The sequence below is a fragment of the Amycolatopsis japonica genome (genome assembly GCF_000732925.1).
In the GTDB taxonomy this organism is placed as follows: domain Bacteria; phylum Actinomycetota; class Actinomycetes; order Mycobacteriales; family Pseudonocardiaceae; genus Amycolatopsis; species Amycolatopsis japonica.
Map to the genome: position 1 here is coordinate 7,995,439 of NZ_CP008953.1, position 26,782 is coordinate 8,022,220.

Here is a 26,782-nt window from a genome sequence, read left to right on the forward strand (position 1 = left end):
GTGATTTGGGTCGTTCTAACCCTCTTTATCACTCACGACCCCGTCCGGAAACGGATATAAAGGCATCAATCGGATTCCGGAGCGGGCACACCGCTCACGAGCTGATCAGCTGGCCTCTCGTTGTTCTAGGAGGCGCCGGACGGCGAGGTAGTCGATGCCCCGCTGCGCGAGTACGTCGGCGGCCACGCCGGGAACGGCTGTCAGCGCGAGCAGGAGGTGCTCGCCTTCGATGCGCTTGCTGCCGACATCGATGGCTTCGCGAAGGCTCTTCTCCAGCACCTTCTTCGCCTCCGGCGTGAACGGCCGGTGACCGCGTCCCGAGCGCTGCCCGCCGGTCAGCGCCCCCGGGCCGTGGGTCTGCTCGACCCGCTCGACGATGTGCTCGACGTCGATGCCGAACCCGCTCAGCGCTTCGACATCGGCGTCGCTGATCCCGCCCCGGCGGCGGACGCGGCGGAGGTCGTCGGCCAGTTCGTCCGCCGGGCAGCCCAGCGCGGTCAGCACGCCGGCACCCCTGGCCAGCGACGTCAGCAGGTGCAGCGGGTCGACGTTCGCGGACGTCTCGTCCGACGCCACTCGCTGGGCGCCGACGACGACCTCGCGCAGTTCGGGCGTGAAACGTTCGAACATCAGTGCCTCCCGTACTTCTTGTGCACCGCTTGCCTGCTGACCCCCAGCTCGGCCGCGATCTCCTGCCAGGACCAGCCGTGTACCCGCGCGCTGCGGACCTGCACGGCCTCGAGTTGTTCCAACAGCCGGCGCAAGGCGGCGACGGCGCGCAATCCCACCCGGGGATCGCGGTCGCCGGCTCGCGCGGCCAGATCTGTCGCTTCGGTCATGACGTCAACCTACGTTGACATGCCGCCCACGTCAACCTCGGTTGACAGTTAGGGTCGGGGACATGGCCGAAATCTCAGTGGCGGAAAGGGACGGAGTAGGCGCGGACGGATCGACGCGCCCGACGGAAGACCATGTCGCCGTACTCGGCAACGCCGTGGTGGTGCTGGACGGAGCGACCGCGCCGAGGCCGGATCTGCCGTCCGGCGGCTGGTACGCGAGCCTGCTCGTGCACAGCCTGTCGCGGGCGCTGACCGCGGAACCCCAGGCCGATCTCGCGGTCCTGCTGGCCGAGTCGATCGCCGACGTCGCCCGCCGAGAGGGCCTCGAACCGGGACGCTCGCCGTCGAGCACGGTCGCGATCGCGCGCTGGACCGACGACACCGTCGACGGGCTGGTGCTCGCCGACAGCCCCATCGTCGCCTTCGGCCCTTCCGGCGCCGACCCGCTCACCGACGACAGGCTCGTCTCGCTGCGTGAAAGCGGCCAGCTCCGCACCGGCGCCGACGTCCGCGCGAAACGCAACGCGCCGGACGGTTTCTGGGTCGCCGAAGCGGAACCCAAGGCCGCCGCCGAGGCCGTCCGCCGCAGCTGGCCGCGTTCGGAGGTCGACGCCCTGTTGCTGGCGACCGACGGCGTCGCGATCGGCGTCGACGAGTACGGCCTGTTCGACTGGCCGGAAGTGCTCGCCATCAGCCGGGAGCGTGGCCCCGACGCCGTCCTCGACGCGGTGCGCACGGCGGAGAAACAGGACCCCGACGGCGAGCGCTGGCCGCGCGCGAAAAGGCACGATGACCAGCTACTGGTACTGGTCGACTTCGGGGTAGCCCCAGGGTAAAACCGGGGGCTTCCCGGATCGGAAAGCCGCGCCCGCGCGAGCAGGCTGGACGCATGACGTTCCCTGGGGAGAGATCGCGGACGAGACCCTGGCTGATCGCGTCGGGCGCGGCCATCGGCTGGGCGCTGTTCACCATGGTCGTGCTGCATCTGATCAGTTCACGCGATCCGGTGTTCGACACGCTGTCCAGTTACGCCTACGTCGACCGCGGCACCGGCATGCTCGGCGCCAGCGTGCTCTCCCTGTCGATCGGCTCGCTCACCGCGCTCGGCGCACTGGCCGCGGCCGGGATCCCGCTCAGCCGCACCACGAAACTGCTGTTCGTGCTGTGGTCGCTCGGGCTGGCGGCGGCCGCGATCTTCCCGGCGAGCTACCCCGAATTCCCGGATCCGGTCAGCGGCGAGATCCACCTTTACGCGTGCCTCATCGCGTTCCTCAGCCTGCCCGCCGCCGGCTTCACCCTGCGCGACAACCTGCGCGGCACCCCGGCGGCCAGGCTCGTCGGGCGCCTGGCCTGGGGCAGCGCGGCCGGTCTCGTCGTCTTCGGGCTCAGCTTCATCTTCGTGCGCCTGGCCGACATCCCGTTCTTCAAGACGCTGACCGACATCGCGCCGGTCGGGGTCATGCAGCGGGTTTCCTTGGTGGCACACGTGATCCTGATCGCCGGGATGCTGAAGGTCGCGTCAGCGGCGCACCGCGTCGGCGAATTCCGGGGCGTAGCCGTAGAGGCCGGGCAGCCCACCCGTGTGCAGGAAGACAACGTGCTCGTCGGGCGCGAAATGGCCTTCGGCGGCCCAGCGGATCAGCGCGGCGCCCACTTTGCCGGTGTACACGGGATCGAGCGCGATTCCTTCCGTACGGCCGAAAAGCCGCACCGCGTCCCACGTCTCGCCGGTCGGGATCCCGTAGCCGGGGCCGATCGTGCGGTCGTCGACGCGCAGACCGTCGAGTGACGGCGGCTCGGTGCCGAGCAGCGCGGAGGCTGCGTTGGTGAGATCGGCCAGGTTGTCGAGGGCTTCGTCGACCGGATGGCTGACGCACGCGATGTCCAGCGTCAGCCAGTCGAGGTCCGCGGTCCCGACGACGAGCCCCGCGGACGTCCCGCCGCTGGCGTGCGGGGCGACCAGCCTCGCCTTGGTGATTCCCAGCTCGGCGAGCTGCCCGGCGATCTCCCGCGCGGCCGCGACGTAACCGAGCGCGCCGACCCCGTCGGAGCCGCCGACCGGGAACGTCGCCACCTGGCGCCCCTCGGCCGCGGCCTCGGTGATCAGCCGGTCGTAGGTCCTTCCGGTCTCCTCGCCGTCGCGGCAGATGTGCACGTTCGCGCCGAAGAGATGGTCGAGGGAGACATTGCCGGACTTTTCGTACGCGTCACCGTCGCGAGGGACCTTCGCCGTCAGCACGAGCTCGCACCGCAACCCGAGCTTCGCGCAGGCAGCGGCCGTCTGGCGGCCGTGGTTGGTCTGCAGCGCGCCGAAGGTGATCACCGTGTCGGCGCCGTTCTCGATCGCCGCGCCGAGCAGGAACTCGAGTTTGCGCAGCTTGTTGCCGCCCACGCCGAGCGGATGCACGTCGTCCCGTTTGAGCAGCAGGTTCGGCAGGCCCAGGGCCTCGCCCAGCCGGGGTGCGGGATGCAGCGGCGTCGGATAGCCGCCGAGGTCGACGCGGGGGAAGCGATCGAGGTTCATGAACGTCACGTAACCACACCGAGACTACCCGGTGGTATCGTTCGTTTGAACGAACGAGAACCTGCAGGGGGAACCCATGACCACCTCGAAGGCCGACCTCGCGTTCACCGGCCTCGCCGAACAGGCCTCGATGCTCGCCGGCGGCGCGGTCACTTCCGTCGAACTCACCCGGCAAGCGCTCGAAAAGGCCGAAGCCAGCCAGCCCGTTCTCAACGCCTTCAAATGCCTCCGCGCCGAAGAAGCCCTTCGCGAGGCCGAGGAAGCCGATCGGCGGCTCGCTGCCGGTGAATCCGCTCCCCTGCTCGGCGTCCCGACCGCGATCAAGGACGACCTCGACGTCACGGGACTGCCGACGGCGTTCGGTTGCGAGGGCGATTTCTCCGTCGCGACAACGGATTCCCCGCCCGTCGCCGCGCTCCGCGAGGCGGGCGCGGTGCTCATCGGCAAGACCAACACCCCGGAACTCGGCCAATGGCCGTTCACCGAAGGCCCCGCGTTCGGCGCGACCCGCAATCCATGGGACACCGAGCGCACGCCGGGCGGTTCCTCCGGCGGCGCGGCGGCGGCCATCGCGTCGGGGGTGATCGCCGCCGCGCTGGGTTCCGACGGGGCGGGGTCGATCCGGATCCCGGCCGCGTGGACCGATCTGGTCGGCATCAAACCGCAGCGCGGCCGGGTCCCGACCGAACGCGAACTCTTCCACGGCCTGACCGTGGTCGGCCCGCTCGCGCGCACCGTCGCCGACGCGGCCCTGCTGCTCGACGTCGCCGCCGGCACCGGTACCGCGTTCCAGGCGGCCGCCCGCCGCGAACCGGGCCGGATGCGGATCGGGCTGTCGACGCGGATCCCGTTCACCGCAACGAAAACGAAACTCGATCCGCAGGCTCACGCGGCCGTCGTCCGGCTCGCGGAGCGGTTCGCCGAACTCGGCCACGAGATCGTCGAGATCGAACCCGACTACCGGCTGATCGGCCTCACCTTCCTGCCGCGTTCGCTCGTCGGCGTGCGTGACTGGTCCCGTCGCGTCCCGGACCAGGCGCGGCTCGATCCACGCACCCGCGCCAACGCACGGCAGGGTTCGGCGCTGGCCGGTCCGGCGCTGCGGCTCGCCCGCGCCACGGAACCGTTGCTGCAGCGGCAGATCGGCTCGGTGTTCGGGCGGGTGGACGTCGTGCTCACGCCCACCACCGCCACCCCGCCCCCGCGGATCGGCACTTTCGACCGGCTCTCCGGCTGGCAGACCGACCAGGCCATGATCGCCGCGTGCCCCTACGCTTGGCCGTGGAACGTGCTGGGCTGGCCGGGGGTCAACGTCCCCGCCGGGCTGAGCCCCGACGGCCTGCCGCTCGGCGGTCAGCTGCTCGGCCCCTCGCACGCCGAGGAGCGGCTCATCTCGCTGGCCGCGCAACTGGAAGAGGTCGAACGGTGGCAGGACCGCAAACCCGAGACCGCTTGGTGAACACCCGCGAGGCCATCCTCCACGCCGCCCTCAAGGTGGTCGGGGAACAGGGTGTCGGCGGGCTGACCAATCGCCGGATCGCGACCGCGGCAGGCGTCTCGCTCGGCACGCTGACCTACCACTTCCCCAGCCAGACCGCCTTGCTGCGCGAGGCGATGCTGCTGTTCGTCGAAGAAGAGACCACGAAGCTGACCGGGTTCGTCGACGCGTACCGCGAGCAGGGGTTGAGCGTCGAGCAGGCCGCGTCGGTGGTCGAGCAGGTCATCGCGCAGCTGCCGTTCGGCACCGACGAACTCGGCGCGCACGAGCTGTACCTGCAGGCCGCGCGCGACCCGGAACTCCAGGACGCGGCCGCCCGCTGTTTCGCCGCGTACGACGAGCTCGCGCTGGTGATCCTGAAGACGCTCGGCGTGCCGTCGCCGGAACGGCTGACCGGTCCCGTCGTCGCGCTGATCGCCGGCCTGCAGTTGCGCAGGCTGGCCACGGGAGACGACGGCGTCGGGGTGGCGCAGTCGCTGATGATGCTCGTCCGCGGCGCGTCATGACCGGTCTGCCGATCGTCAAGGGGACGGCGGCGTGGAAGTACTTCGGCGACTTCCGGGCCGGGCTGCTGGCGGGCCAGGTGCTGGTGCTGCAGGTCGCGCATCCGGTCGTCGCGGCCGGGGTGCGGGATCATTCCGACTACGTCGAGGATCCATGGACCCGGCTGATGCGCACGGCCGCGTCGCTGTCCATCTACATCTACGGCGGCCCGGAGGGCGCGCGCTACGAGGCGGACCGGCTGCGCGCACTGCACCGGCGGTTCACCGGCGTCGACGACGGCCGCCGCTACAGCGCGCTGAACCCGCACGCGTACGCCTGGGTGCACGCCACGCTCGTCATGGTTCCCGTTGACACACAACGGTTCTACGGCACCCCGATGACTCCGTCCGAAGTGGACGAATACTACGCGCAGATGTGCGACGTCGGACGGCTTCTCGGTCTGCGCGAGCAGGACCTGCCGCCGACGTGGCCCGAATTCGAGCGGTACTACGCGGACATGATCGACGGTTTCGGCCCGAACGAAACGATTTCGACGTTGTTCGAAACGATCCGGACGGTGAAGAAACCGTGGCGATGGCTGCCCGACGAACGGTGGGTCCGGCTTCAGCGATGGCAGCATCGGGGACAGATGTTCGTCATCCGCGCCACGCTGCCACCCGCGCTGCGGGACCGCCTCGGTCTACAGTGGACGGCCCGTGACCAGCGCCGATTCGACCGATTCCGTCGCGTGGTGCGGTTCTTCGGCAGCCTGGTGCCGGTGACGTTGCGTTCCTCGCTCGTGCGGCGGATCGGCAGGCTCAACGTCTGGTTCCGGGCGCATCCACGCGCGTATCGTTTCCTCGGGGGCTGACCCCCCACCGGAGTAAGGGGCGGAGTCCCCTGTACGGGGGACCCCGATTCACTCCGCGCTGTGACGCTTTCCCGGCCCGTCGTCGTTAACTTCAGCCGGGATGGGGAATTCACCGAGGGGGCGGCGCACGGCGCCGATGGTCATCGCCCGCGTACTCGTGCTCTGCGCGCTGGCGTCCGTTCTGCTGTCCGGCACCGCGCGGGCGGACGGCGTGTCGAGCGGTGCGGACGTCCAGGTCGCGCAGACACTCGGCACCCGGGATCTCACGGTCATCCTGCGGCGGATGGACATCGCGCCCGGGCCGCTGCACGTCGACGTCGTCACGCACACCGGAAGCGCGCCGGGAACGCTGAAGCTGCGCGCGTCCACCGCCGGGACCACGTTTTCCGAAACCACGGTGCGGCTGGACGGGAAACCCGGCGCCCATGCGGCACAGCTGCGGGTCGATCAGCCGGGTCCGTGGGAACTCGGCCTGGACGACGGGACGGACACCGCGTCGATCCCGTTCATCGTCCCGGCCAGGGTCATCCCTCCGTGGGAGAAGGCCACCTTCGGCGGCTTCGTCGCCGCGGGTGTGTTCCTGGTGCTCGGTCTCGTCGTCGCGCTGCGCGTCCGGCGGCCGCAACTCGCGCTGATCCCCGCCGGTGGGATGGTCGCCGCGCTCGCGGTCGCGGTCACCGGCGCGATGCTGTCGGCGTCCACTCCGCCGCCGCCCGCCCCCGGTACGGCCCTGGATCCGACGATCGACAACATCCAAGACCCGTACGCGAACGCTCAGATGTCCACAGTGGACTTCTCGCGGCCGCCGGTGAATCTGGCCGTTCGGTCGCCGAATGCACGAGCCGGCGCGCTCGCCGAGGTGCGCCTCGCCCTCGCCGACGGCTCGACCGGCCGCCCCGTCGACGATCTTCTGGTGCACGACAACGCTTTGATCCATCTCGTCGTCATCTCGCCGACGGGCAGGCTCTGGCATCTGCATCCGGTGCGCGTCGGACCCGGTGACTACCGGATGAAGTTCACCCCGCCCGAGGCCGGGACCTACGCCGTCGCCGCGGAACTCGCCCGGCGAGGCGGCGGCGTGCAACTGCTCCGCACCACGCTGGACGTCGCGGCCGGAACGGATTCCCCCGCCGATCCTGTCCCCACCGGAGCCGGAAAACGGGTGATACAAGGGAATCCGGTCGACGTCGAGATCAGGCCGGGAACGCCGACCACGATCACCGCGCGGTTCGGCAAGGCCGATCTCCAACCCTGGCTGGGCATGCTCGGCCACCTCATCGTCGTCGGCCCGATCACCGGCGACCACCGGGTCGGCGCGGATGCCGCTGCCGCGCCGACCTGGGCCCACGTGCACTCGATGATCCCGCAGTCGCCGGGAATGCCGGGTAAACCCGATGAAACGGTCGCCGCGTACGGCCCCGACGTCCCGTTCACCTACACCTTCGCCGCGCCCGGCAAGTACCGCGTCTGGCTGCAGGCCGAACGCGACTACACGGTGCTGACCGTGCCCATGGAGATCGACGTCCCGGCGGAAGGGGCACCACAGTGAATTCCACAGTGGACGGACGAAAACCGGTGCTGCTGATCTCCGTGGTCGCCGTGCTCGCGGTGGCGATCGTGGCCTGGCTGGTGTGGCCGAGCGGCGGCGGAGCGCAGGTGCAGCGTTCGACGCAGGGCCCGTACACGGTGCAGATGTCGGTCGAAGATCCGCACCAGGGCGGCAATGTCTTCGCGCTGACCGTCTCCGGTGCCACGCCGGACGTCGTCACGCTCGAACCCGTGATGCCCCAGATGGGGCACGCGCTCGCCCCGTCGCCCGCGATCGCGGAAGGGCCGGGCCGGTTCCGCACCGGCGACGTCCTGCTGCCGATGTCGGGGCAATGGGAGATCACCGTTTCACTGCGCGGGCCGTCCGGCGCCACGCAGCACGTTTTTCCTTTGCTGGTCAAGTAAGAGAGGGAGGTCGGGGGTATGGATCTCACCGCGGGAGGGGCGAGGGCCGTCCCGGTGGCGCGCAGTGAACGCACCGGTCTCGTACCGGCGGGCACGGTGCTGGCCGGATCGGTGATCTCACTGGTCGGGCTGACCTGGGACATCCAGTGGCACGGCGATGTCGGCCCGGACACGTTCTTCACGATGCCGCATCTGTTCCTGTATTCGGGCAGTGCGATCTCCGGGCTCGCGAGCCTCGTGGTCGTGCTGATGACCACGGCCGCACGCCGGGCGAGACGTCCGGTCGACGCGCGGGTCGGCGGCCGCGCGATCAACGTCTTCGGCAAGGTCTTCGCCGCACCGGCCGGCTACCTGGTGACCGGGACGGGCGCGGCGATGTTCCTGTTGTACGGCCTGTGGGACCAGTGGTGGCACGGCCTGTACGGCTTCGACGCGGTGATCGACTCACCGCCGCATATCGGGCTGCTGCTGTCGATCACGCTGAGCATCATCGGCACGGTCATGGTGTTCGCGGCCGCGCGGGAACACCGCTGGGGCACCGTCGGCGTGGTCGGCAGCCTCGGCGTGCTGATCGCGTTCAGCACGGTGACCGTGCTGGGGCTGCAGCAGATCGACGTCGACGGGCTCGACGTCGTCTCCGTCGGCATCGCGCTGCTTTCGGTGCTGCTGGTCTCGGCGGGCGCCGGGTTCTGGGGGCGGCCGGGCGGCGCGGTCCGGGTCGCCGCGGCGCTGGCGGTCATCCAGGCGATCACCTGGTGGTTCTCGCCGTGGGCCGCCGAGGCGTACGCGAGCGCGGTCGGTTTGCCGATGCGCGACTACATCGACGGCGTTCCCGCGATGCCTTCGATGATGCCGATGGCGCTGCTGCCGATCGCAGCCGTACTCGAAGCGGTCCACCTGCTCTCACGCCGCTGGCCTGCAGGCCGGGTTTCGGTGCTGGCAGGCGTGATCGGCGGACTGCTGGTCGGCGCGAGCATGCCGATCCAGAACGCGATCGTCTACGGCTCCGACCGGATGCCCTGGGCGGTCGTGTTCGCCACGGGCGCCGCCGGCGCGGTGGTCGGGCTGCTCGGCGGCTTCGCCGGGTGGCGGTTCGGCGGGATGCTGAGGCTGCTGGCCCCGGCGAAGGGGGAGAACGCGCATGCGTAAGACATTGCTGGCCTTGGCGGCGGCGATCGGGTTGCTGTTCGCGACCACGCCCGCGGCGAACGCCTACGAACCGGTGAACATCGTCCACACCGAACGGGTCCAGGTCGGACCGTACGGGATGACCGTCGGCTTCAGCACGTGGCCGTTGCGCGCCATGCAATCGCTGGACTTCACGTTCATCCCGGACGACGGGATCGCCGGGAAGTCGGGGACGCTCGCGTTCCTCAATCCGGAGACCGGGCGGCTGGGCCGTCCCCAGCCGCTGGCGAAACATCCGCGGAAACTGGAGGTGTGGGGACTGGACATCCGGGCCCTGCAGACACAGGGCTCGTGGACGTTCCGGTTCGAGATCGACGGGCCCGCGGGCAAGGGCGCGGGAGAACTCCGTGATCTGGCTGTGCTCGAACAGCCGGGGCCGCCGATGGCGGTGAGCTGGTCGATCAGCCTGATCCCGCTGATCGTCCTCGCCGTCCTGATCGCCGTCGCCTGGCGGCGCACGAAATCCCGGCTGCGCGGGAACGGTCTTCCCGCGACGGTGTGACTCGAAGTGACGAAGATCGGATGGCTCGCGTGTCCCGATGGACGCGCGAGCCTTTCGTCATGGGCTCAAATCGAACTGTCCGGCCTTGACCGCCTTGAGAAAGGCGTTCCACTCACCGGAATCGAAGACGAAGACGGGACTCGCGGCCAGTTTGGTGTCACGGACCCCCACCAGGCCTTCCCGGCCGAGGTTGACCTCGACACAGTTCCCCCCGTTGGGCTCGCTCGCGAAGGACTTCTCCCACGCGGAGTCGTCGAACAGCGACACGGCCGTGGTCGGATCGTAATCCGCCGCCGATGGATAATCGGCCATTGGTCGTACCTCCGAACGTCGGTCGGGGGTGCGGGTCGCGACCTGCGCGAACCGTCACGGTCCCGGCTTCTCCCTGCCTCAACGGGACTATCCCGCACGGCCAAGTGGGTGATCAACTCCGCCCACCCTCGACATGAAGATTATTCCAGGAGTAGGATTAATCGCAGCGGCCGGGGCTCGGTTGTTGGTGAATCGCTCGCAGTACGTTTCGCCGTTCCGGCAGGCCATCGACGGCAGGTGACCAGCGGGGACACCGGTCCCGCGGCGCATGACCACCCACCGCCGACCTCGTGGGGGAGGATCAGCGTGATCATTCAGGACACCATGCCGGCGACGGTACTCGCCGTCGGCAGGCTCATGGCCGGGACGGCGGGCGAAAGCCGCCGCTCCGCGCATCTTTTCGACTTGCACTCCGGGGGTTCGCACCCCGAGTTCCTGCACGCCCGCTGTGGCGCGGCGATGCCTTACGACCATCTGGAATGGGTCCCCGTCGGTTCGGGGATGCCCTGTGAACGTTGCCTCGGCCTCGCCGGTTCGGCGGACCAGACGCGGTTGCCGCGTCCGAGCCGGGGGGTGTGACCGCCATGGCCGTCCGCCTCACCACGCTGCTGTTCCGCCGTGAGGACGAACGCCTGGCCTCGGCGAAGCATCACCGCAACATCGGACTGGAACTGCGCCAGCGGTTCGGGTTCAGCCTCATCCAGGCTCCGCTGCGCAAGCAGCCACCGTGGAATTCCGAAGTCGATTCGCCGGGCGCGCACCGGGACCTGATCAGGACCGGCCGGCCGCTCGAAGGTCAGTTCGAGCTGACGCCCCTGATCGGGCATCTGACCGGCCGGGCCTGACGAGGATCAGGGCTTGCGGCCCAAGCCGCCGAGGCCGCCGGTGAACGTCGGGTCGTCCGCGAACCGGTCGCTGGCACGGGAATCCGCCTCGTCGAGATGCCAGGTGGCCATCCAGTCGATACCCGGCTCGACCAGCTCCAGCCCGTCGAAGAACGCGGTGAACTCCGCGCGGGACCGCAGGTGGAACGGCGCGCTGGTCTTCTTGTACAGCTCCTGGACGTTCTCCCGGTTGTCGCCTTCCTTGCGCGTGACGCCGTCCTCGGTCAGATGCGAGGACAGGAAGTACGAACCCGACGGCAGGAAATCGAGATAGCGCTGGACCATCTCGTACACGGGCTCGTCCGGGCCGAGGAAGTACAGCAGGCCGACCAGGACCAGCCCGATCGGCTGGCGCGGGTCGATCACCCCGGTCTCGAGGGCGCGTTTCCAGATGTCGGCGGGATCCCGGACGTCACCCTGCAGTACCGCGTGCCGTCCGAGCAGGCCCTCACGTTCCAGCAGCAGCTGGGAATGCGCGACGGCGACCGGTTCGATGTCGACGTAGACGACCCGGCTGTCCGGGTTGATCGCGCTCGCGATCTGGTGGACGTTGCCGACGGTGGGCACGCCGGAACCGATGTCGAGGAACTGCGTGATCCCTTGGCGCGCCAGGTATCCCACGCCGCGGCCGAGGAAGTCGCGGCCGACGCGGGCGAACGTCTTGACCTCGGGGAACTGCTTGAGCACCTGCGACCCGAACTCGCGGTCGATGGCCCAGTTGGCCGAACCGCCGAGGAACCAGTCGTACACCCTGGCCACGTTGGGTCGTTCGAGATCGACTCCCTCGGGGGCCACCGGGTCGATGGGGTCGTGCTGCGTCGTCATACCGTCACACCTCGTCAGGAACCGGGTTTGCGGGCGACCCCGCCGATGGCGCAGTTAAGCGCAGGCGAGCGGGGGTCGTCCAGCCGCCATGCGCCGACCGGGACAAGACCCGGTGCCACGAGGTCGAAATCCCCGAAGAAACCGAGGATCTCGTCCTTGCCGCGGAAGGACGCGGGCGTGCTCGACTGTTCGTACTGCTTCACGACGCGCTGGACCTGTCCCAGTTCGTCACCCTCCACGTCGGACATCGTGACGTGGGAAAGAACGTAGAACGAGCCGGCGGGCAGCAGCCGCCGGTAGCGCGCGATGACGTCGCCGAGCGCGGGGCCCGGCACGAAATGCAGGACCGCGACGGTGAGCAGGGCGACCGGTTTCGCCGGGTCGAGCACGCCGGTGTCGAAGGCGTGTTCCCAGACTTCGTCCGCCTCGCGCAGGTCTCCGCCGATCACCGCGTGCCTGGCGGGGTCGCCGTTCTTCTCCAGCAGGATGCGGGCGTGCGCGACGGCGACCGGTTCGTTGTCGACGTACACGCACCGGCTGTCGCCGTCGACCTCACCGGCGATCTCGTGGACGTTGCCGACCGTCGGCACGCCGGAACCGAGATCGAGGAACTGGTTCACGCCGTGTTCGGCGCAATGCCGGACCGCGCGGCCGAGGAAGGCGCGGTTGGCCCTGGCGAGGGCGCGGATGAGCGGGAAGGTCTTGACCAGCTGTTCGCCGAATTCCCGGTCCACCGCCCAGTTCGCGGTCCCGCCGAGCGCCCAGTCGTAGATCCGGGCGGCGTTGGGCCGCTCGAGATCGACGCCTTCGGGGAGGAACCGCGGGTCCATCTCAGGCTTGCATCTGTGTTCTGTACAGCTCGGCGAGTTCCTTGAGGAACTGCCGGGTCTCCTGACGCTCCAGCGCGGCGCCGCGCAATCTGTCCCAAGAGTCCACGAAGATGTTGAAGTCCTTGACGTCGTCGAGGTACAACCCGCCGGCGGAATGTTCGATGTAGACGAAATCCCTGGTGCGGTCCGGGAAACGCATGATGGTGAAGTCGTTGGGCACGGCGGCGAGCCGCGCGCCGAACGGCAGCACGTGCACGTACACACGCGGATGCTTGTCCAAAGCCAACAGATGCTCGACCTGGTCCAGCATCACCGCCGGGGCGGAGCCGCCGGGAGCGCGGCGCAAGGCGCCCTCGCTGATGATGAACCGGTAGTACGGCGGTTGTTGCTGCTCGAAGACGGCCTTGCGGTCCAAGCGGTTGCGGACCAGCGATGTGACGTCGGTGGCGCCGGCTTCGGTGAACTGCTTGAGCATGTAGTGCTCGGACTGCAGCGGGCCGGGGATGCGCTCGCCGTGCCAGGTGAGGATCTCCGCGGCCGCGGGTTCGAGGTCGGTGAAGGTGCGGAACCAGTGCGGCACCACGGATCGGTAGCCGGACCAGTGGCCGCGCTGCCCGGCCGCGGCACGGGCCAGGTTCATCAACGTGTCGGCCTCGTCGCCGTTGATCCCGAACGCGTTCAGCATCGATCGCACATCCCCGAGCTTGACCCCGACGGCACCGGACTCGATCTTGTTGACCTTGCCCTGGGTGCAGCCGAGCACTTCGGCGACCTGCTGCTGTGTCATCCGCGCGGCGTTGCGGGCATGCCGGAGCTCGTTCCCGAGCTGCTTCCGGCGCGAGGTGACGGTGCTGGCCATCGCCTTGCTCTCCCGGACCACATAGACCAGGACCGCGGCTGCCCGCCGTCCTGCGCGCGAATACTCGAACCCACCCAGGGTACTTCACCTTGCGGGGTTCGATGATGACATTGCGCAGCGTTCCAGGAAACGGCCGAAAACACCAGTCACCTGGTACGTCACCCTGGTGGCGGAGCGATCTCGTCACATTTCGGGCACGGCGGTCGGGCATAGTGACCGAGTGGACCAATCCCCCTTCGCCAGGCAGGTCACCGATGGTGTGTTCGGGTACGTCCAGCCCGACGGCTCGTGGTGGATCAACAACTGCGGCTTCGTCGCCGCGGGCGATCACACGGTGGTGATCGACACCTGTTCGACCGAACGGCGCACCAGGGCGCTGCTGGCTACGGCGGAGTCGACCGCCGGGGCGCCGGTGACCACTGTGGTCAACACGCATCATCACGGCGACCACACGAACGGCAACTACCTGGCGACCGGCGCGACGATCGTCGGGCACCGGAAGACGCGCGAGGTGATGGTCGCGACCGGGATCAACACCTACGAGAACTCGTTCACCGGGAACGACTGGGGCCATCTGGAGCTGCGGCCGCCCGAGGTGCTGTTCGACGACCGGCTGACCGTGCACGCCGGCGACGTCCGGCTGGAGCTGATCCATCCCGGGCACGCCGCGCACACCACCAACGACGTACTCGTCTGGCTGCCGGAGCGGCGGGTGCTGTTCGTCGGCGACCTGATCTTCAACGGCGGCAGCCCCTTCGCGCTGATGGGCTCGCCCGCCGGGTGGCGGAAGGCGCTGGAGTCGGTCCGCTCGCTGGAGCCGGAGACGATCGTGCCGGGCCACGGCCCGGTGTGCGGCCCCGAGGCGATCGACGTCGTCGACGGATACCTGGGTTTCCTGCAGAAACTCGCGTCGTACGGGAAGGCCGCGGGGCTGACGCCCCTGCAGGCCGCTCGCGAAGCGGATCTGGGGCCTTACGAGACACTGTCCGAACAGGAACGGCTTCCGGCGAACCTGCACCGGGCTTATGCCGAACTGGACGGCTTGGAGTGGGGCGGGGCGATCGATCTGGGGGCGGCGCTGGCGGACATGGTCACCTTCAACGGTGCGCCCATCCGGTGCTTCTCCTGACGCCGACGCTCTCCTGCGGCAGGTGTTGCGAAAGCCACTTTCGCAACGTTGAGGGTTGCGAAAGTGGCTTTCGCAACCCTCCCGGCCGCTGCCCGCGTCCCCGCACGTCCCGAAGGCCACCTTTGAGACGTCCAGCGCCCCAAAAGCTCCCTTCAAGACACCGAAATCCCGCCCAGTGCCCCACAAGCAGCCCCCACCCGTCCCTGGGGGGCGACCCCGAACCCAGCGTACCGCCGCAAGCGCCCTCTCAGGCCGCGCGAGCCGAGTTGTCCACAGGCGGGCCCGGTTGTGGACAACTCCCGGTTGATCCCTTCTCGCCCCGGCGCCGTATCCCTCAACGGGGATAGGCTCGGCACGGGAATCGAAGCGGAAGGGTGCGGATGAGCAAGAAGGCGAGCATCGGGGTCACCGGCCTGGCGGTCATGGGCCGCAACCTGGCCAGGAACCTCGCGAGGCACGGGCACACGGTGGCCCTGCACAACCGCTCCGAGCAGCGGACGAAGGAACTGGTCGAGCAGTTCGGCGACGAGGGCGACTTCATCCCGGCGTATTCGGCGCAGGACTTCGTCGACGCGCTGGAGCGTCCGCGCCAGGTCGTGATCATGGTCAAGGCCGGCGCGCCGACGGACGCCGTGATCGACGAATTCGTCCCGCTCCTCGAGAAGGGCGATGTGATCGTCGACGCGGGCAACGCGCATTTCGCGGACACCCGGCGCCGCGAGGCCGCGCTGCGCGAGAAGGGCATCCACTTCGTCGGCACCGGCGTGTCCGGCGGCGAGGAGGGCGCGCTGCACGGGCCGAGCATCATGCCGGGCGGGTCCAAGGAGTCGTACCAGTCGCTCGGGCCGCTGTTCGAGGACATCTCGGCGAAGGTCGACGGCGAACCGTGCTGCACGCACGTGGGCGCGGACGGCGCCGGGCATTTCGTGAAGATGGTGCACAACGGCATCGAGTACGCCGACATGCAGTTGATCGCCGAATCGTTCGACCTCCTGCGCGGCGCGGGCGGCTACTCCCCCGCCGAGATCGCCGAGGTCTTCCGCACCTGGAACTCGGGGCGGCTCGATTCGTACCTGATCGAGATCACCTCGCAGGTGCTGGCCCACACCGACGCCGCGTCCGGCAAGCCGTTCGTCGACATCGTGGCGGACCAGGCCGAGCAGAAGGGCACCGGCCGCTGGACCGTCCAAATCGGACTGGACCTCGGCGTGCCGATCAGCGGCATCGCCGAAGCCGTCTTCGCCCGTTCACTGTCCGGTTCGTCGAACCTGCGTGAGGCCTCGCGCGGTCTCGGCGGTCCCTCGCGCGCCCCGCTGACAGGGTCCGCTTTGGACACTTTCGCGGACGACGTCGAGCAGGCGCTGTACGCGTCGAAGGTGGTGGCGTACGCCCAGGGCTTCAACCAGATCCAGGCGGGTGGCGCCGAATACGGCTGGGACATCGACCTCGGCAAGGTCGCGTCCATCTGGCGCGGCGGCTGCATCATCCGCGCGAAGTTCCTGAACGACATCACGGCCGCGTACGCCGAAGAGCCCGCGCTGCCGACGCTGCTGACTTCGGGCGGCTTCCGCAAGGCCGTCGAGGACGCCCAGGACTCCTGGCGTTCGGTGATCTCGACCGCGGTGCGGCTGGGCATCCCGACCCCGGGCTTCTCGACCGCGCTGGCCTACTACGACGGTCTGCGCGCGGAGCGGCTCCCCGCCGCGCTGGTGCAGGGGCAGCGAGACTACTTCGGTGCCCACACGTACCGCCGCGTCGACCGCGAGGGCTCGTTCCACACCGCCTGGGCCGCCGACGGTCGCCCGGAATCCCCGGCCTGACAAGTGCTGAAGGGGACTTTCCCCGCATAAGACGCCACGAAGGGGCCCTTCACCGCATGGCATGCGGTGAAGGGCCCCTTCGTCAACTCGCGATCCGCACATTCGGCCGCACCCGAGCAGCGGCTGCGGCGTGGGCTGCCCGCAACTCGGCGACCACCTTGTCCGGTTCTGTCCGCAGCCGCGACGGCAAGGTCTGGAGAACCAACACGCCCGCCACCGCGTACCGTCCGTTCCTCGCCAAGGTCCGGTCGAAACCGTCCACGACCTGGAGATGGAACGACAGCGAGTCGACCTCCCAGGCCAGCCCGACATCGTCGAACCAGGCATCCGGTTTCGCGACGAACCGGCCTTCCCCGTCGTACAGCTTCTTGTTCCACACCGGTTCCGGCAGACCGGACCGCTCCCAGACTCGCCGGGCGTCCATCTCGGCGACCGACTCCTGCCCGGAAGCCAGTTCCGAAAGGACCAGCCGAGGCACCGCGCTTCCCCGTTGGCTGCCGTGGGCCAATTCGTGGGACAGCCGCTCGAAAGAGCTGTACCTGCGCTGAACCACTTCGCTCATCAGGGCCCGGACTGGCCTGACTTCCGTTTGCCTGCGAGAGACGTCGAGGGTCGCGCGAGTGACGTCTGCCAGCGGGCGACCACCCCGGTTCACGGTTCGGGGCAGCCGTTGTGTCCGCTCGACGACCACGTAGCCGTAGTTATGGAGTTTCCGCTCATGCGGCACGAGAAGGTGGATCTCGTCACCGGTGTCGGGCACATTTCGCAGGCCGTGGATCCGGCAAGCTTCACCACCGGTGAGCAGTGCGGACTCGCCGCCGTAGAGCATCGCCGCGGCGACCTGCTGCTCGCGCGAGGGTGGTGCGTTGAAGAGAAGGACGATGCCGGGTAAAAGTCTCGTCCAAGGGCCGCTGGGTCCGCATCTTCGGTACGCAGTGGTCGACGAGACGCCCATCTCTTGAAGGCGCGCCACCCGGATGACGCCGTGGTCGCTGTTCGCCATCAGAAGTTCAGGGGTGTCGCCCCATGATCCTTTTTTCATTCTTCGATCGTGGGGCCGGCCACGAGTTCTGCCCAGACCCGATTTCCGAACCTGTGGATAACCAGGGTTCCTGTGGATAGCTGCTGAAGGGGACTTTCCCCGCATCACATGAGACGAAAGCGTCCTTCACCGCGTCTGACGCGGTGAAGGACGCTTTCAGCCCTCCCCGCGTGCAGCGACGATCTCCCCCAGCGCCCGCACGATCACCGCTTCGGTGTTGTCCTTCGTGAGGCCGAGCCCGGTCAGGAGGTCGTCGCCGAGTTCGAACAGCGCCAACAGGATGTGCTCGGTGCCGATGTAGTTGTGCCCGAGCCGCAGCGACTCCCGCATGGTCAGCTCCAGCGCCTTCTTGGCCTGCGCGCCGAACGCCATCTTCGCCGCTTCCACCGGTTCGGCGGCGGGTTCCGGCAGCTTCGCCTCCGCGGCCTCGCGGACGGCTTCGAGAGTCACCTTCTGTGCCACGATCGCCCCGGCGGCGAGCGCCGCCGGTTCGGAGAGCAGCCCGAGGACCAAGTGCACGGGCTCGATCTGCGGGCTCTTCGCCGACACCGCGGCGTCCCGCGACGCGACGACGACGTGCCGCGCCCGATCGGTGTAGCGGCTGAACACCTTCACCAGGTCTTCCAGCGACGAGCCGCTGGAGTCGACAAAGCGCTTCTGCGCCGCTTGCTTGGAAACCCCCATGTTCTTGCCGATTTCGGTCCAGGACGCGCCGGAACGCCGCGCCTGGTCGACGAAGTGACCGATCAGATGGTCGGCCACTTCGCCGAGGTGCTCGCCGAGGAAGACCGCGTCGGACAGCTGGCCGAGCACGTCGCCGTCGGGATGCTGCTGCTTGATGTGGGAGATGAGGTCGTCGAGCCGGACTGGATTCGTCATGCCGTCAACTCTAGGTTGACGCTCGCCAATCGTCAACCACGGGTTGACGCGAAGGTCGCCTTGAGGTCGAAGCCGTTGGCCTCCAGCGTCTCGAATCGCGGCGCCGGATCCGCGGCGAACAGACGGCGCGCGGCGATGTGGTCCGGCGGCCGGTTCACCGACTCGACCCCGGCGAGCACGCCGTCGCGGAACGACAGCACCGAGAACTTCCCGCCCTCCCGATCCCCGGTCACGACGGTCTTCTCCGCCCCGGTCAAGATCCCGGCGATCTGCAGTTTCGCGCCGAGCTGGTCGGTCCAGAACCACGGCAGGCTGTCGTAGGGCGCGGGTTCACCGGCGATGACGGCGGCCACCGCCCGCGCCTGGTCGACGGCGTTCTGCACCGACTCCAGCCGCGTGGCCGTACCCGCCTGGACACACGGGAAGTTCGCGCAGTCCCCGACCGCCGAGATCTTCGGGTCGCTTGTGCGCAGGTGCTCGTCGACGACGACACCGTTCGCCACGGCGAGCCCCGCCCCTTCGGCGAGCCGCGTCCGCGGCTCGACCCCGACCCCGACCAGCACCAGATCGGCGGGCAGCAGGCTGCCGTCGCTCAGTTCGACCTCGGCCACCCGGCCCTCGCCACGCAGCGCGGCGACGCCCTTGCCGAGCAGGATCGTGTGGCCGGCCTCCTCGTGCAGGTCGGCGAAGTACGCCGAGACCTCCGGCGTCGCGACGCGGGCCATCAGCCTGTCCTGCGCCTCGACGATCGTCACGGGCCGCCCGGCGTGCGCGGCGAACTCCAGGCCGATGAACCCACCCCCGACCACGACCACGTTCTCCGCGCTTTCCAATGCGGCCCGCAGCACATCGGCCTCGTCCTTGGTGCGCAAGGTGAACACGCCGTCCAAAGTGGACCCGGGGACCGGCAGGACGCGGTTGACCGATCCCGTCGCCAGCACCAGATGGTCGTACTCGTGAGCGCTCCCGTCCTCTAGCACCACCTTCGCCTCGTCGCGATCCACCGATGCGACGCGGCCCGGGATCAGCTCGATGTTCTTCTCCGCGAAGAAGTCCTCGGGCCGCAAACGCAGCTGGGCGTCGCCCGCGGTCCCGGCGAGATAGCCCTTCGACAACGGAGGCCGTTGGTACGGCAGCCCGGGTTCGTCACCGATCAGCACCACCCGCCCGCCGAACCCCTTGTCCCGCAGCGAGGTCGCCACCCCGAACCCGCTCTGCCCGGCCCCTACGACGAGGACGGTCTCCATCGGCGCTCCTTCCGTTGTGCCCGACCTCCATTCAACACAGCTCCGGCCTTTTCGACACGTGATCCGCACGCGGCGAACGCGCTACGGTCATGCCCATGAGCCGTCCCGAGGTCCACCCGGTGGACGCCCGCCCGCCGCTGCCGAAGCTGACCTTGCTCGGCCTCCAGCACATGACGATCATGTACGCGGGTTCCGTGGCCGTCCCGCTCGTCGTGGGCAGCGCGCTGAAACTGGACGCGGCGACGATCGCGTTGCTGGTCAACGCGGATCTGCTGGTCGCGGGTATCGCGACGCTGATTCAGGCGATCGGGATCGGGCGGATCTTCGGCATCCGGCTGCCGGTGGTGGCGGGCGCGACGTTCACCGTGGTCAACCCGATGATCATGATCGCGTCCCAGTACGGCATGCAGGCCGTCTACGGCGCGATGATCGCGTCGGGGGTGTTCGGCCTGCTCATCGCCAAACCCTTCGCGAAGATGATCCGGTTCTTCCCGCCGCTGGTTTCGGGCACGCTGCTGATGGTCATCGGCATCTCACTCATCGGACCGGGCGTCGGCCTGATCGCCGGCCACGACACGGGATCGCCGGATTACGCGAAGCCCGCCAACATCGCGCTGGCGTTCGGCGTGATCGCGGTGATCGTCCTGTTCACCCGGGTCCTGCGCGGATTCGCGAGCCAGATCGGCCCGCTGCTGGCGCTGCTGATCGGCCTGCTCGCGGCGGTCCCGATGGGACTGGTGAACTTCAAGGGCATCGCCGACGCCGACTGGTTCGGCCTCGCGTCGCCGTTCCACTTCGGCCCGCCGACCTTCCCGATCGCGGCCGTCCTGTCGATGTGCGTCGTGATGCTGGTGACCTACACCGAATCCACCGCGGACCTGGTCGCCGTCGGCGAGATCACCGGACGGCCTGCGACCGATTCCGACCTCGCGCGCGGTCTCGCCACCGATGGTCTCTCGGCCATCCTCGGTGGCGCGATGAACTCGTTCCCGGACACGGCTTTCGCGCAGAACGTCGGCCTCGTGCAGATGACCGGGGTACGCAGCCGGTGGGTGGTCGCGATGGCGGGCGGGCTGCTCGTGCTGATGGGTCTGGTGCCGAAGGTCGGCGCCTTCATCGCGGCCGTGCCGGAGCCGGTGATCGGCGCGGTCGCGGTGGTCATGTTCGCGATGGTCGCCGCGGTCGGCGTGCAGAACCTGAAGAAGGTGGAGTTCTCCGGCAACCACAACACCTTCATCGTCGCGGTGTCGGTCGGGGTGGGTCTGCTTCCCGCGTTCGCCACGAACCAGTTCGGGAATTCGATCTTCTTCCAGCACTTCCCGGCGTGGTTGCAGACCATCTGCGGCAGCCCGATCACGGTCGCCGCGATCGTCGCCTTCACCCTCAACCTGCTGTTCAACCACCTCGGCAAGCGCCGAGATCCCGACCTACTGCAGGCGCCTTAACAGAAGAGCCACTTCGGCCACAGATTGCATTCCTCCGTCGGCGTCGTCGAGGGCGGCGGCGGAGTCGGGTTGGGCGGCTGCGGAACGACCGTGGACCCGGTGGTCCGCGGCGGATCCGCGGGCCCGTTCGACGACGTCGGCGTGGCGGGGTCCGGCGAGTCGGACGTCTGCGCGGCCGAACTCGACGTACGGCGGCTGGACGTCGTCTTGCTGGGCCGTGTCGAGGTCCCGCCGTCCCCGGTTTCGACCGTCTCGGTGGACGGAACGGCCGAAGTCGCGTCGGCTCCTCCGTTTTCCGAAGGCCGCTTCGGCATCTCGATGACACTGATCGGGTTCGGCGCCGCATTCTGTTCGGGATCCGCGTCGAACCCGACGAGAACGGCCGCCGCACCGCAGGCGACGACCACGGCGATCACCACCGCGATAACTCTCCAGCGTGACTTTGCCTGTGACTCCTCGTGGTCGTCCCAGCCCTCACGAATAAGCAGGTCGGCGACCGAAACATCGTCGTCATCCACCAGCTGAAACCTTTCGCACCGGGAACGAGCGAGGAGTAGTTTTACCGCAACTCACCGCCGAACGGGTGAAGTTAACCAAAAATTATTCACCCGATGGAACACGCCAGCGTAGGCCAGTCACACAGCGTGTATTCATATGCTTCCGCGCATATCGGCGTTGGCCCGCCTTCGGCTCGCGTATACAGCGCCCTCCGCGGGTGGTGTAATCGACGGTGCCAGCACCGGAAGAGGGGGTTCGGACGGATCATGGAGGCTGACGCCCTCGCCGTGCCCGGGGCCGGGAATTCCGGTCGTCCGGCAGGCGCGCCGCTCGGAAACGAGCCGCTCGGCGATCTCGGCCTCGCGGGCGACCACGCCGCCATCTGGTCGTACGACTTCGAGGCCGAGACCCTGTCCTGGCTGCCCGGACTGGAGAACCTCCTGGGCGGAGGCGCACTCACCGAAGCCGAGATCGAGTCCAGGCTCGCCGATCTGGTGGCCCCGCTGACCGCCGGCACCCGCACCTCCCCGCCTTGGCGCGAGTTCGAACTCGAGCAGTCGTTCCGGAACCCGGCAGGCGAGATCCGCTGGGTCCGCCTGCGCGCCCGCACCATCGGCGACGACAACGGCTCGTCGGGGCTGCTCGGCATCGCCACCGACGTGACCGACGTCCGCGAGAACCGGCAGGCCCTCGAAGACCTCACTGACCGTTACCGGCTTTTGGTCGAACTCAGCCCCGACGCGGTCTGTGTCCACGAAGCCGGCGTTGTCACCTACGTCAACCGAGCCGCCCTCACCGCACTCGGCGCGTCCTCGACCGCCGAGCTGATCGGGCGGCCGATCATGGACTTCGTGGCCGACGAGTCGCTCCCGGCCCTGCTGGACCGGATCGCGTCGCTGCACCGCCAGGGCGCGTCGACCGTTCCCGCCGACACCGTCATGCTCCGCCTCGACGGCACGAAGTACCTGGTCCAGAGCATTTCCGTGCGCACGACCTGGGAAGGCAGGCCCGCGTTCCAGGTCATCATGCGCGACATCAGCGCGCAGAAGGCCGCCGAAGCGACGCTGCGCTACCAGGCCGCGCTGATCAGCCATGTCAGCGACGCGATCATCGCGACCAGCGGCAGCGGCGTGGTGACCAGCTGGAACCCCGCCGCCGAGAACGTCTACGGCTGGACGGCGGGCGAGGCGATCGGCGGCACGGTGAGCGAGCTCGTCGGCGCCGCGCTCGACCCGGAAACGGTGCTGCGCAGGGGCGGCGTCATGCAGACGACCCACCGTCACCGCAACGGCTCGACACTGGCCATCCGCATCTCCGCCGCCGAGATGAACGACGGTTTCGTCCTGGTCTGCGCCGACGAAACGGCCCGCCGACGGGCAGAACAGCACTACAGCACGGTGGTCGCGTCGCTCGACGAAGGCGTGGTCGTGATCGGCCCTGGCGGGCTCATCGAATCGGCCAACCCCGCGGCGTGCCGGATCATCGGCGTCGGCCACGACGACCTCATCGGCGTCCCGTGCGTGACGCTGGAGCTGTACGACGAGCAGGGCCGTATCCCGCCCGCCCGGATGCCTTCGGTGGTGACCCGGCGCACCGGGGCGACCCTGACCGGCCTCGTGCTGCGGCTGCGCAGGCCCGCCGGCGACGACGTCTGGATCTCGCTGACGTCGCGGCTGCTGACCCCGGAAGATCCGTCGGCGCAGGCGGTGGTCGCCTCGTTCACCGACATCACCGAACGCCGCGCCATCGGCGAGCGGCTCGCCCACGAGGCGACGCACGATCCGCTCACCGAACTCGCGAACCGCACGCTGGTGCTGGACAGTCTCGCCGAGGCGCTGTCCGGCGCCGGCCGCGCCGAGCTGACCACGCTGCTGTTCATCGACCTCGACAAGTTCAAGGTGATCAACGATTCCCTCGGGCATTCCGTCGGCGACAAGGTGCTTCGCATCGCGGGCGAACGCCTGCGCCGGGGCATCGGCGAGAACGATCTCGTCGGCAGGCTCGGCGGCGACGAATTCGTCGTCGTCACCGCGGAGATCACCGAACCGGACGAGATCAAGGCGCTGGCGGAACATCTGCGCGAGGCGCTGACCGAGCCGATCACCGTCAACGGCAGGCAGCTGCACATCGACGCCAGTATCGGCATCGTCACCGCGGCCAACGACGACACCCGGACCGCGGAAGATCTGCTGCGCGACGCGGATGTCGCGATGTACCAAGCGAAAACGCTCGGCCGGGCGCGTTACGAGTTCTTCGACGTCGAGCTGCGCGAGCGGATGCAGCGGCGGCTGCGCATGGAGCAGGATCTGCGCGACGCCCTGCAGAACGAGGAACTCTGGACGGCGTATCAGCCGGTCGTGGACATCGAATCCGGCGAGATGGTCGCCGTGGAGGCGTTGCTGCGCTGGAAACATCCCGCGCACGGCACGATCTCGCCCGCCGAGTTCATCCCGCTGGCCGAGGAAAGCGACCTGATCAACCTGATCGGCAAGTACGTCCTGCGCACGACCACGCGCGAGATCGCCAGGCGGCGCGAGCAGCTCGGCATCGACCTGAACCTCAAGGTCAACCTGTCGGCCCGGCAGCTGGACGATCCGCATCTGGTCGCCGGGGTGCAGGACGCGCTGAAGACCACCGGCCTGCCGCCGCACGCGCTGACCCTCGAAGTCACCGAGAGCGCGCTGATGCGGGACCAGGCCGCGGCCGCCGAAGTCCTGACGTCGTTGCGCGATCTCGGTGTCTCGCTGGCGATCGACGATTTCGGTACCGGCTACTCGTCGCTCGCCCAGCTGCAACGGCTCCCGTTGGATACGCTCAAGATCGATCGCACCTTCGTCACCGGCATCGCGGAATCGCGGGACGCGGCCGCGATCGTCAAGAGCATCATCGCGATGGCGCACGCCGTCGACCTGATCGTCGTCGCCGAAGGTGTCGAAGACGAAGAGCAGCTCACGGTCCTGCGTGAGCTGCACTGTGACCAGGCGCAGGGCTTCCATCTCGGTCGCCCCGCGCCGCCGGACGAACTTTTCGGAGCAGCTGGATGAGTGTCGAGATCAAAGCCGGAGAAGACCGCTACGACATCGTCGTGGACGGGAAGACCGCCGGGTTCCTGGAAACCCGCACGCGCACCGACGCGATCCTGTTCCTGCACACCGAAATCTCGGACGACTTCGCGGGCCAGGGCCTGGCGGGCAAGCTCGTGACCGCCGCGCTCGACGACGTCCGGGCGCAGGGCAGGTCCGTCCTGCCCTACTGCCCGTACGTGCGTTCCTTCATCGCGAAGCACCGCGAGTACGAGGACCTCGTCCCCGAGGACAAGCGCGCCGAATTCGAGCTCTGAGCCCTCAGCCCGGGTAGATCTTCAGCAGTTTCGCGAGCTCGTCCTCGGTGAGGACGACGTCCAGTTCGCGCAGTGTCGCGTCGAGCCGCTCCGGCGGGATCTTGGTGGTCTCCTTGATCCCGTCCGGACGTTCGACGATGAACTCCTCGCCGACCAATTTGCGGCTGAGCCCTTCCTCCAGCCGCATGACCACCAGCTGCCCGGTGAACGGCGACCGCGGATGCGTCGACGTGTAGTGGTGGTAGACCTCGTAGTCGATCCGGTGCATCGGCGTGAGCGTGAAGGCGTGCAGGTCGGTCCAGTCTTCGCCTTCCTTCTTCTGCAGGCGCCACCAGTCTCCGTCGGCGACGAGCCGGTGCGGCCAGCCGGCCTGATCCACGACCGCGCCGTCGACCAGTGGCATCGGCACCAGCATCCCGGCGCCGAAGCCGACGTCGACCAGGTGCTGCACGCCGTCCGCCTCGACCGCGAGCGTCATATGCGTGTACGGCCCGTTCTTCTGCGGCTGCACGCGCGCGACCAGGCGGCGCACGGAATAGCCGAGTTGCTCGGCGGCCGCGGCGAAAAGACTTCCGTGCTCGTAGCAATAGCCGCCACGACTTCGGCCGACGAGTTTGCCGATCACGTCTTCGAGCGCGATTCCCTTGTGCTGCCCCAAAACAACGTCGACGTTCTCGAACGGAATGGCGAGGATGTGCGCCTTCGCCAGCTCGCGCAACGCTGCGGCCGAGGGCGTCGCGCGACTCTGACCGATCCGGCCGAGGTACGCGTCGAGGTCGAGGGTGCCGACGGTCCATTCGTCGACCTGCTCAGATGCGATTGTCATGCATCGAGATTGACACCTCCACCTAACTCGAAGTCAAGATCGGCCAACTGGTAACTGGCAACGGCCACCGACTTTCGTCACTTCCACGAACGAGTGACGATTGGCCACCCTTCCGGAGTGAACCGGTGAAACACACCGGTGTGGAAGGAGAAAGCAGATGAGGACTCGTTCCCTCGTCGCCGGTCTGCTGACCGGAGCGGCCGCCGTGCTCGGATTGGCGATGCCCGCTGCCGCCGCCCAACCGCCCTCGGGCGTACAGCCGCTGATCGTGGGTGGTGTGGACGCGACCGAGACCTACACCTTCATGGCGTCCATGCAGACCAAGAGCGGTGACCACAACTGCGGCGCGTCGCTGATCGCGCCGGAGTGGCTGGTGACCGCCGCGCACTGCGTCGAGGGCGAGCAGCCGTCGAACTGGCAGTACCGCATCAACACCACCGACCACACCAAGGGCGGCGAGGTCGCCGAGGTCGACAAGTTCGTGGTCCACGAGAAGTACGACGGCTCCGGCCCGTACGACATCGCCCTGGTGCACCTGACCAAGGCCGCCGAGGCGGCGCCGATCGAGATCGGCCAGTCGCCGCAGGCGGGTACCGACGTGCGCGAGATCGGCTGGGGCCTGACCTGCCCCACGCGCGGTTGTGGTGAGGCACCGGTGGTTCTTCAGCAGCTCGACACCAAGATCGCCGAAGACTCCGGCTGTTCCGGCTCCGGGGCCTACGACGCGGAGAGCGAGCTGTGCATGGACAACCAGGGCGGCAAGGCCAGCGCCTGCTACGGCGACTCGGGCGGCCCCGCCGTCGTGAAGGCCGGCGACAAGTGGACGCTGGTCGGCGCGACCAGCCGCGGCCAGACCGCCAGCTGCCCGGAGATGCCGGGCATCTACACCGACGTGACCGCGTTCACCGACTGGATCAAGCAGCAGACCGGCAAGTAGAAGACCGCACCGCGCGGTGGCGCCCGATGCTCCTGCGACATCGGACGCCAC

29 protein-coding genes and 1 pseudogene are annotated in these 26,782 nt (G+C 68.6%); 18 read left to right on the forward strand and 12 right to left on the reverse strand.

The features are described from left to right. Nucleotides 1-105: 105 nt before the first annotated feature. A complete protein-coding gene (locus AJAP_RS36995) occupies nt 106-630 on the reverse strand; it encodes a Clp protease N-terminal domain-containing protein (protein WP_038520240.1) in 525 nt (174 codons plus the stop codon). Further along, nucleotides 630-839: a sigma factor-like helix-turn-helix DNA-binding protein gene (locus AJAP_RS37000; protein ID WP_004559389.1), complete on the reverse strand. Its 210-nt coding sequence runs from the start codon at nt 837-839 to the stop codon at nt 630-632. Before AJAP_RS37000 ends, AJAP_RS36995 begins: the two co-directional genes overlap by 1 nt. A gap of 62 nt (nt 840-901) precedes the next feature. Here AJAP_RS37000 and AJAP_RS37005 point away from each other — a divergent pair, with 62 nt between their 5' ends. Both AJAP_RS37005 and AJAP_RS43305 read left to right on the forward strand, forming a co-directional pair. After that, the gene (locus tag AJAP_RS37005) at nt 902-1,675 is read left to right on the forward strand and encodes a protein phosphatase 2C domain-containing protein (protein ID WP_038520244.1); all 774 of its coding nucleotides are present in this window, start codon (nt 902-904) and stop codon (nt 1,673-1,675) included. 134 nt (nt 1,676-1,809) lie between these two features. Continuing rightward, nucleotides 1,810-2,280: pseudogene (locus tag AJAP_RS43305) on the forward strand (DUF998 domain-containing protein); the annotation flags it as partial. A 78-nt stretch (nt 2,281-2,358) separates the two neighbouring features. Here the strand turns inward: AJAP_RS43305 and AJAP_RS37015 are convergent. Beyond that, entirely contained in the window at nt 2,359-3,363 is a 1,005-nt protein-coding gene (locus AJAP_RS37015; RefSeq protein WP_038524572.1) for a D-cysteine desulfhydrase family protein, read from the reverse strand. Nucleotides 3,364-3,439: 76 nt separating this feature from the next. On the opposite strand from AJAP_RS37015, the gene AJAP_RS37020 reads away from it, so the two are divergent. The 7 genes from AJAP_RS37020 (at nt 3,440) to AJAP_RS37050 (ending at nt 9,858) form a co-directional block, all read left to right on the forward strand. Continuing rightward, complete coding sequence (locus AJAP_RS37020; RefSeq protein ID WP_038520246.1) at nt 3,440-4,822, forward strand: amidase; 1,383 nt, start codon at nt 3,440-3,442, stop codon at nt 4,820-4,822. Beyond that, nucleotides 4,819-5,367 carry a TetR/AcrR family transcriptional regulator gene (locus tag AJAP_RS37025; RefSeq protein WP_162483774.1) on the forward strand — a complete coding sequence of 183 codons (549 nt, stop codon included), beginning with the start codon at nt 4,819-4,821 and terminating at the stop codon, nt 5,365-5,367. Before AJAP_RS37020 ends, AJAP_RS37025 begins: the two co-directional genes overlap by 4 nt. Next, nucleotides 5,364-6,215, forward strand: a complete 852-nt coding sequence (locus AJAP_RS37030; protein ID WP_038520252.1) for an oxygenase MpaB family protein — start codon at nt 5,364-5,366, stop codon at nt 6,213-6,215. The genes AJAP_RS37025 and AJAP_RS37030 overlap by 4 nt, the downstream gene beginning before the upstream one ends. A 100-nt stretch (nt 6,216-6,315) precedes the next feature. After that, nucleotides 6,316-7,764 carry a hypothetical protein gene (locus AJAP_RS37035; RefSeq protein WP_051972703.1) on the forward strand — a complete coding sequence of 483 codons (1,449 nt, stop codon included), beginning with the start codon at nt 6,316-6,318 and terminating at the stop codon, nt 7,762-7,764. Continuing rightward, on the forward strand, nt 7,761-8,168 hold the full coding sequence (locus tag AJAP_RS37040) for a FixH family protein (protein ID WP_084098450.1): 408 nt from the start codon (nt 7,761-7,763) through the stop codon (nt 8,166-8,168). Before AJAP_RS37035 ends, AJAP_RS37040 begins: the two co-directional genes overlap by 4 nt. A gap of 18 nt (nt 8,169-8,186) precedes the next feature. Continuing rightward, a complete protein-coding gene (locus tag AJAP_RS37045; RefSeq protein ID WP_038520260.1) occupies nt 8,187-9,317 on the forward strand; it encodes a hypothetical protein in 1,131 nt (376 codons plus the stop codon). Next, entirely contained in the window at nt 9,310-9,858 is a 549-nt protein-coding gene (locus AJAP_RS37050; RefSeq protein WP_037333098.1) for a hypothetical protein, read from the forward strand. Before AJAP_RS37045 ends, AJAP_RS37050 begins: the two co-directional genes overlap by 8 nt. A gap of 57 nt (nt 9,859-9,915) precedes the next feature. On the opposite strand, the gene AJAP_RS37055 is transcribed toward AJAP_RS37050, so the two are convergent. Continuing rightward, the gene (locus AJAP_RS37055) at nt 9,916-10,170 is read right to left on the reverse strand and encodes a DUF397 domain-containing protein (protein WP_038520263.1); all 255 of its coding nucleotides are present in this window, start codon (nt 10,168-10,170) and stop codon (nt 9,916-9,918) included. Between the two features lie 306 nt (nt 10,171-10,476). Between AJAP_RS37055 and AJAP_RS37060 the strand changes: the two genes are divergently transcribed. Together AJAP_RS37060 and AJAP_RS37065 are read left to right on the forward strand one after the other, a co-directional pair. Beyond that, a complete protein-coding gene (locus tag AJAP_RS37060; RefSeq protein WP_037333101.1) occupies nt 10,477-10,749 on the forward strand; it encodes a hypothetical protein in 273 nt (90 codons plus the stop codon). A 5-nt stretch (nt 10,750-10,754) separates the two neighbouring features. After that, nucleotides 10,755-11,015 (forward strand): hypothetical protein, encoded by a 261-nt coding sequence (locus AJAP_RS37065; RefSeq protein WP_038524575.1) that lies wholly within the window; start codon nt 10,755-10,757, stop codon nt 11,013-11,015. 6 nt (nt 11,016-11,021) lie between these two features. Here the strand turns inward: AJAP_RS37065 and AJAP_RS37070 are convergent, their stop codons facing one another. From AJAP_RS37070 to AJAP_RS37080, 3 genes are read right to left on the reverse strand one after another with little or no spacing between them, the layout of a single operon-like run. After that, on the reverse strand, nt 11,022-11,879 hold the full coding sequence (locus tag AJAP_RS37070; protein ID WP_038520267.1) for an SAM-dependent methyltransferase: 858 nt from the start codon (nt 11,877-11,879) through the stop codon (nt 11,022-11,024). A 14-nt stretch (nt 11,880-11,893) separates the two neighbouring features. Next, on the reverse strand, nt 11,894-12,709 hold the full coding sequence (locus AJAP_RS37075) for an SAM-dependent methyltransferase (RefSeq protein ID WP_038520270.1): 816 nt from the start codon (nt 12,707-12,709) through the stop codon (nt 11,894-11,896). A gap of 1 nt (nt 12,710) precedes the next feature. After that, nucleotides 12,711-13,568, reverse strand: coding sequence for a helix-turn-helix domain-containing protein (locus AJAP_RS37080; protein ID WP_037335949.1), 858 nt, complete (start codon nt 13,566-13,568; stop codon nt 12,711-12,713). Nucleotides 13,569-13,788: 220 nt separating this feature from the next. Here AJAP_RS37080 and AJAP_RS37085 point away from each other — a divergent pair, with 220 nt between their 5' ends. Together AJAP_RS37085 and gndA are read left to right on the forward strand one after the other, a co-directional pair. Further along, nucleotides 13,789-14,697, forward strand: coding sequence for an MBL fold metallo-hydrolase (locus AJAP_RS37085; protein WP_038520272.1), 909 nt, complete (start codon nt 13,789-13,791; stop codon nt 14,695-14,697). Between the two features lie 380 nt (nt 14,698-15,077). Then, entirely contained in the window at nt 15,078-16,517 is a 1,440-nt protein-coding gene (gndA, locus tag AJAP_RS37090; RefSeq protein WP_038520275.1) for an NADP-dependent phosphogluconate dehydrogenase, read from the forward strand. Between the two features lie 82 nt (nt 16,518-16,599). Here gndA and AJAP_RS44975 read toward each other — a convergent pair whose 3' ends face one another. Further along, nucleotides 16,600-16,995 carry a hypothetical protein gene (locus AJAP_RS44975; RefSeq protein WP_228694755.1) on the reverse strand — a complete coding sequence of 132 codons (396 nt, stop codon included), beginning with the start codon at nt 16,993-16,995 and terminating at the stop codon, nt 16,600-16,602. A gap of 240 nt (nt 16,996-17,235) precedes the next feature. Between AJAP_RS44975 and AJAP_RS44980 the strand changes: the two genes are divergently transcribed. After that, on the forward strand, nt 17,236-17,409 hold the full coding sequence (locus AJAP_RS44980) for a hypothetical protein (RefSeq protein ID WP_228694757.1): 174 nt from the start codon (nt 17,236-17,238) through the stop codon (nt 17,407-17,409). Between the two features lie 306 nt (nt 17,410-17,715). Here AJAP_RS44980 and AJAP_RS37100 read toward each other — a convergent pair whose 3' ends face one another. Together AJAP_RS37100 and AJAP_RS37105 are read right to left on the reverse strand one after the other, a co-directional pair. Next, nucleotides 17,716-18,438 carry a Clp protease N-terminal domain-containing protein gene (locus AJAP_RS37100; protein WP_038520279.1) on the reverse strand — a complete coding sequence of 241 codons (723 nt, stop codon included), beginning with the start codon at nt 18,436-18,438 and terminating at the stop codon, nt 17,716-17,718. 32 nt (nt 18,439-18,470) lie between these two features. Next, nucleotides 18,471-19,685 carry an NAD(P)/FAD-dependent oxidoreductase gene (locus AJAP_RS37105; RefSeq protein WP_038520282.1) on the reverse strand — a complete coding sequence of 405 codons (1,215 nt, stop codon included), beginning with the start codon at nt 19,683-19,685 and terminating at the stop codon, nt 18,471-18,473. A gap of 95 nt (nt 19,686-19,780) precedes the next feature. On the opposite strand from AJAP_RS37105, the gene AJAP_RS37110 reads away from it, so the two are divergent. After that, the gene (locus AJAP_RS37110; protein ID WP_038520283.1) at nt 19,781-21,130 is read left to right on the forward strand and encodes a nucleobase:cation symporter-2 family protein; all 1,350 of its coding nucleotides are present in this window, start codon (nt 19,781-19,783) and stop codon (nt 21,128-21,130) included. On the opposite strand, the gene AJAP_RS37115 is transcribed toward AJAP_RS37110, so the two are convergent. After that, on the reverse strand, nt 21,127-21,648 hold the full coding sequence (locus tag AJAP_RS37115) for a hypothetical protein (protein WP_038520286.1): 522 nt from the start codon (nt 21,646-21,648) through the stop codon (nt 21,127-21,129). The two genes, AJAP_RS37110 and AJAP_RS37115, sit on opposite strands and share 4 nt — an antisense overlap. Before the next feature lie 246 nt (nt 21,649-21,894). On the opposite strand from AJAP_RS37115, the gene AJAP_RS37120 reads away from it, so the two are divergent. Together AJAP_RS37120 and AJAP_RS37125 are read left to right on the forward strand one after the other, a co-directional pair. Then, nucleotides 21,895-24,672, forward strand: a complete 2,778-nt coding sequence (locus AJAP_RS37120; RefSeq protein WP_038520288.1) for a sensor domain-containing protein — start codon at nt 21,895-21,897, stop codon at nt 24,670-24,672. Further along, entirely contained in the window at nt 24,669-24,968 is a 300-nt protein-coding gene (locus AJAP_RS37125) for a GNAT family N-acetyltransferase (protein WP_037333121.1), read from the forward strand. Before AJAP_RS37120 ends, AJAP_RS37125 begins: the two co-directional genes overlap by 4 nt. 4 nt (nt 24,969-24,972) lie before the next feature. Here AJAP_RS37125 and AJAP_RS37130 read toward each other — a convergent pair whose 3' ends face one another. Then, nucleotides 24,973-25,794, reverse strand: coding sequence for an arylamine N-acetyltransferase family protein (locus AJAP_RS37130; protein WP_038520290.1), 822 nt, complete (start codon nt 25,792-25,794; stop codon nt 24,973-24,975). Between the two features lie 157 nt (nt 25,795-25,951). On the opposite strand from AJAP_RS37130, the gene AJAP_RS37135 reads away from it, so the two are divergent. Continuing rightward, the gene (locus AJAP_RS37135; protein ID WP_038520293.1) at nt 25,952-26,731 is read left to right on the forward strand and encodes a S1 family peptidase; all 780 of its coding nucleotides are present in this window, start codon (nt 25,952-25,954) and stop codon (nt 26,729-26,731) included. Nucleotides 26,732-26,782: the final 51 nt, after the last annotated feature.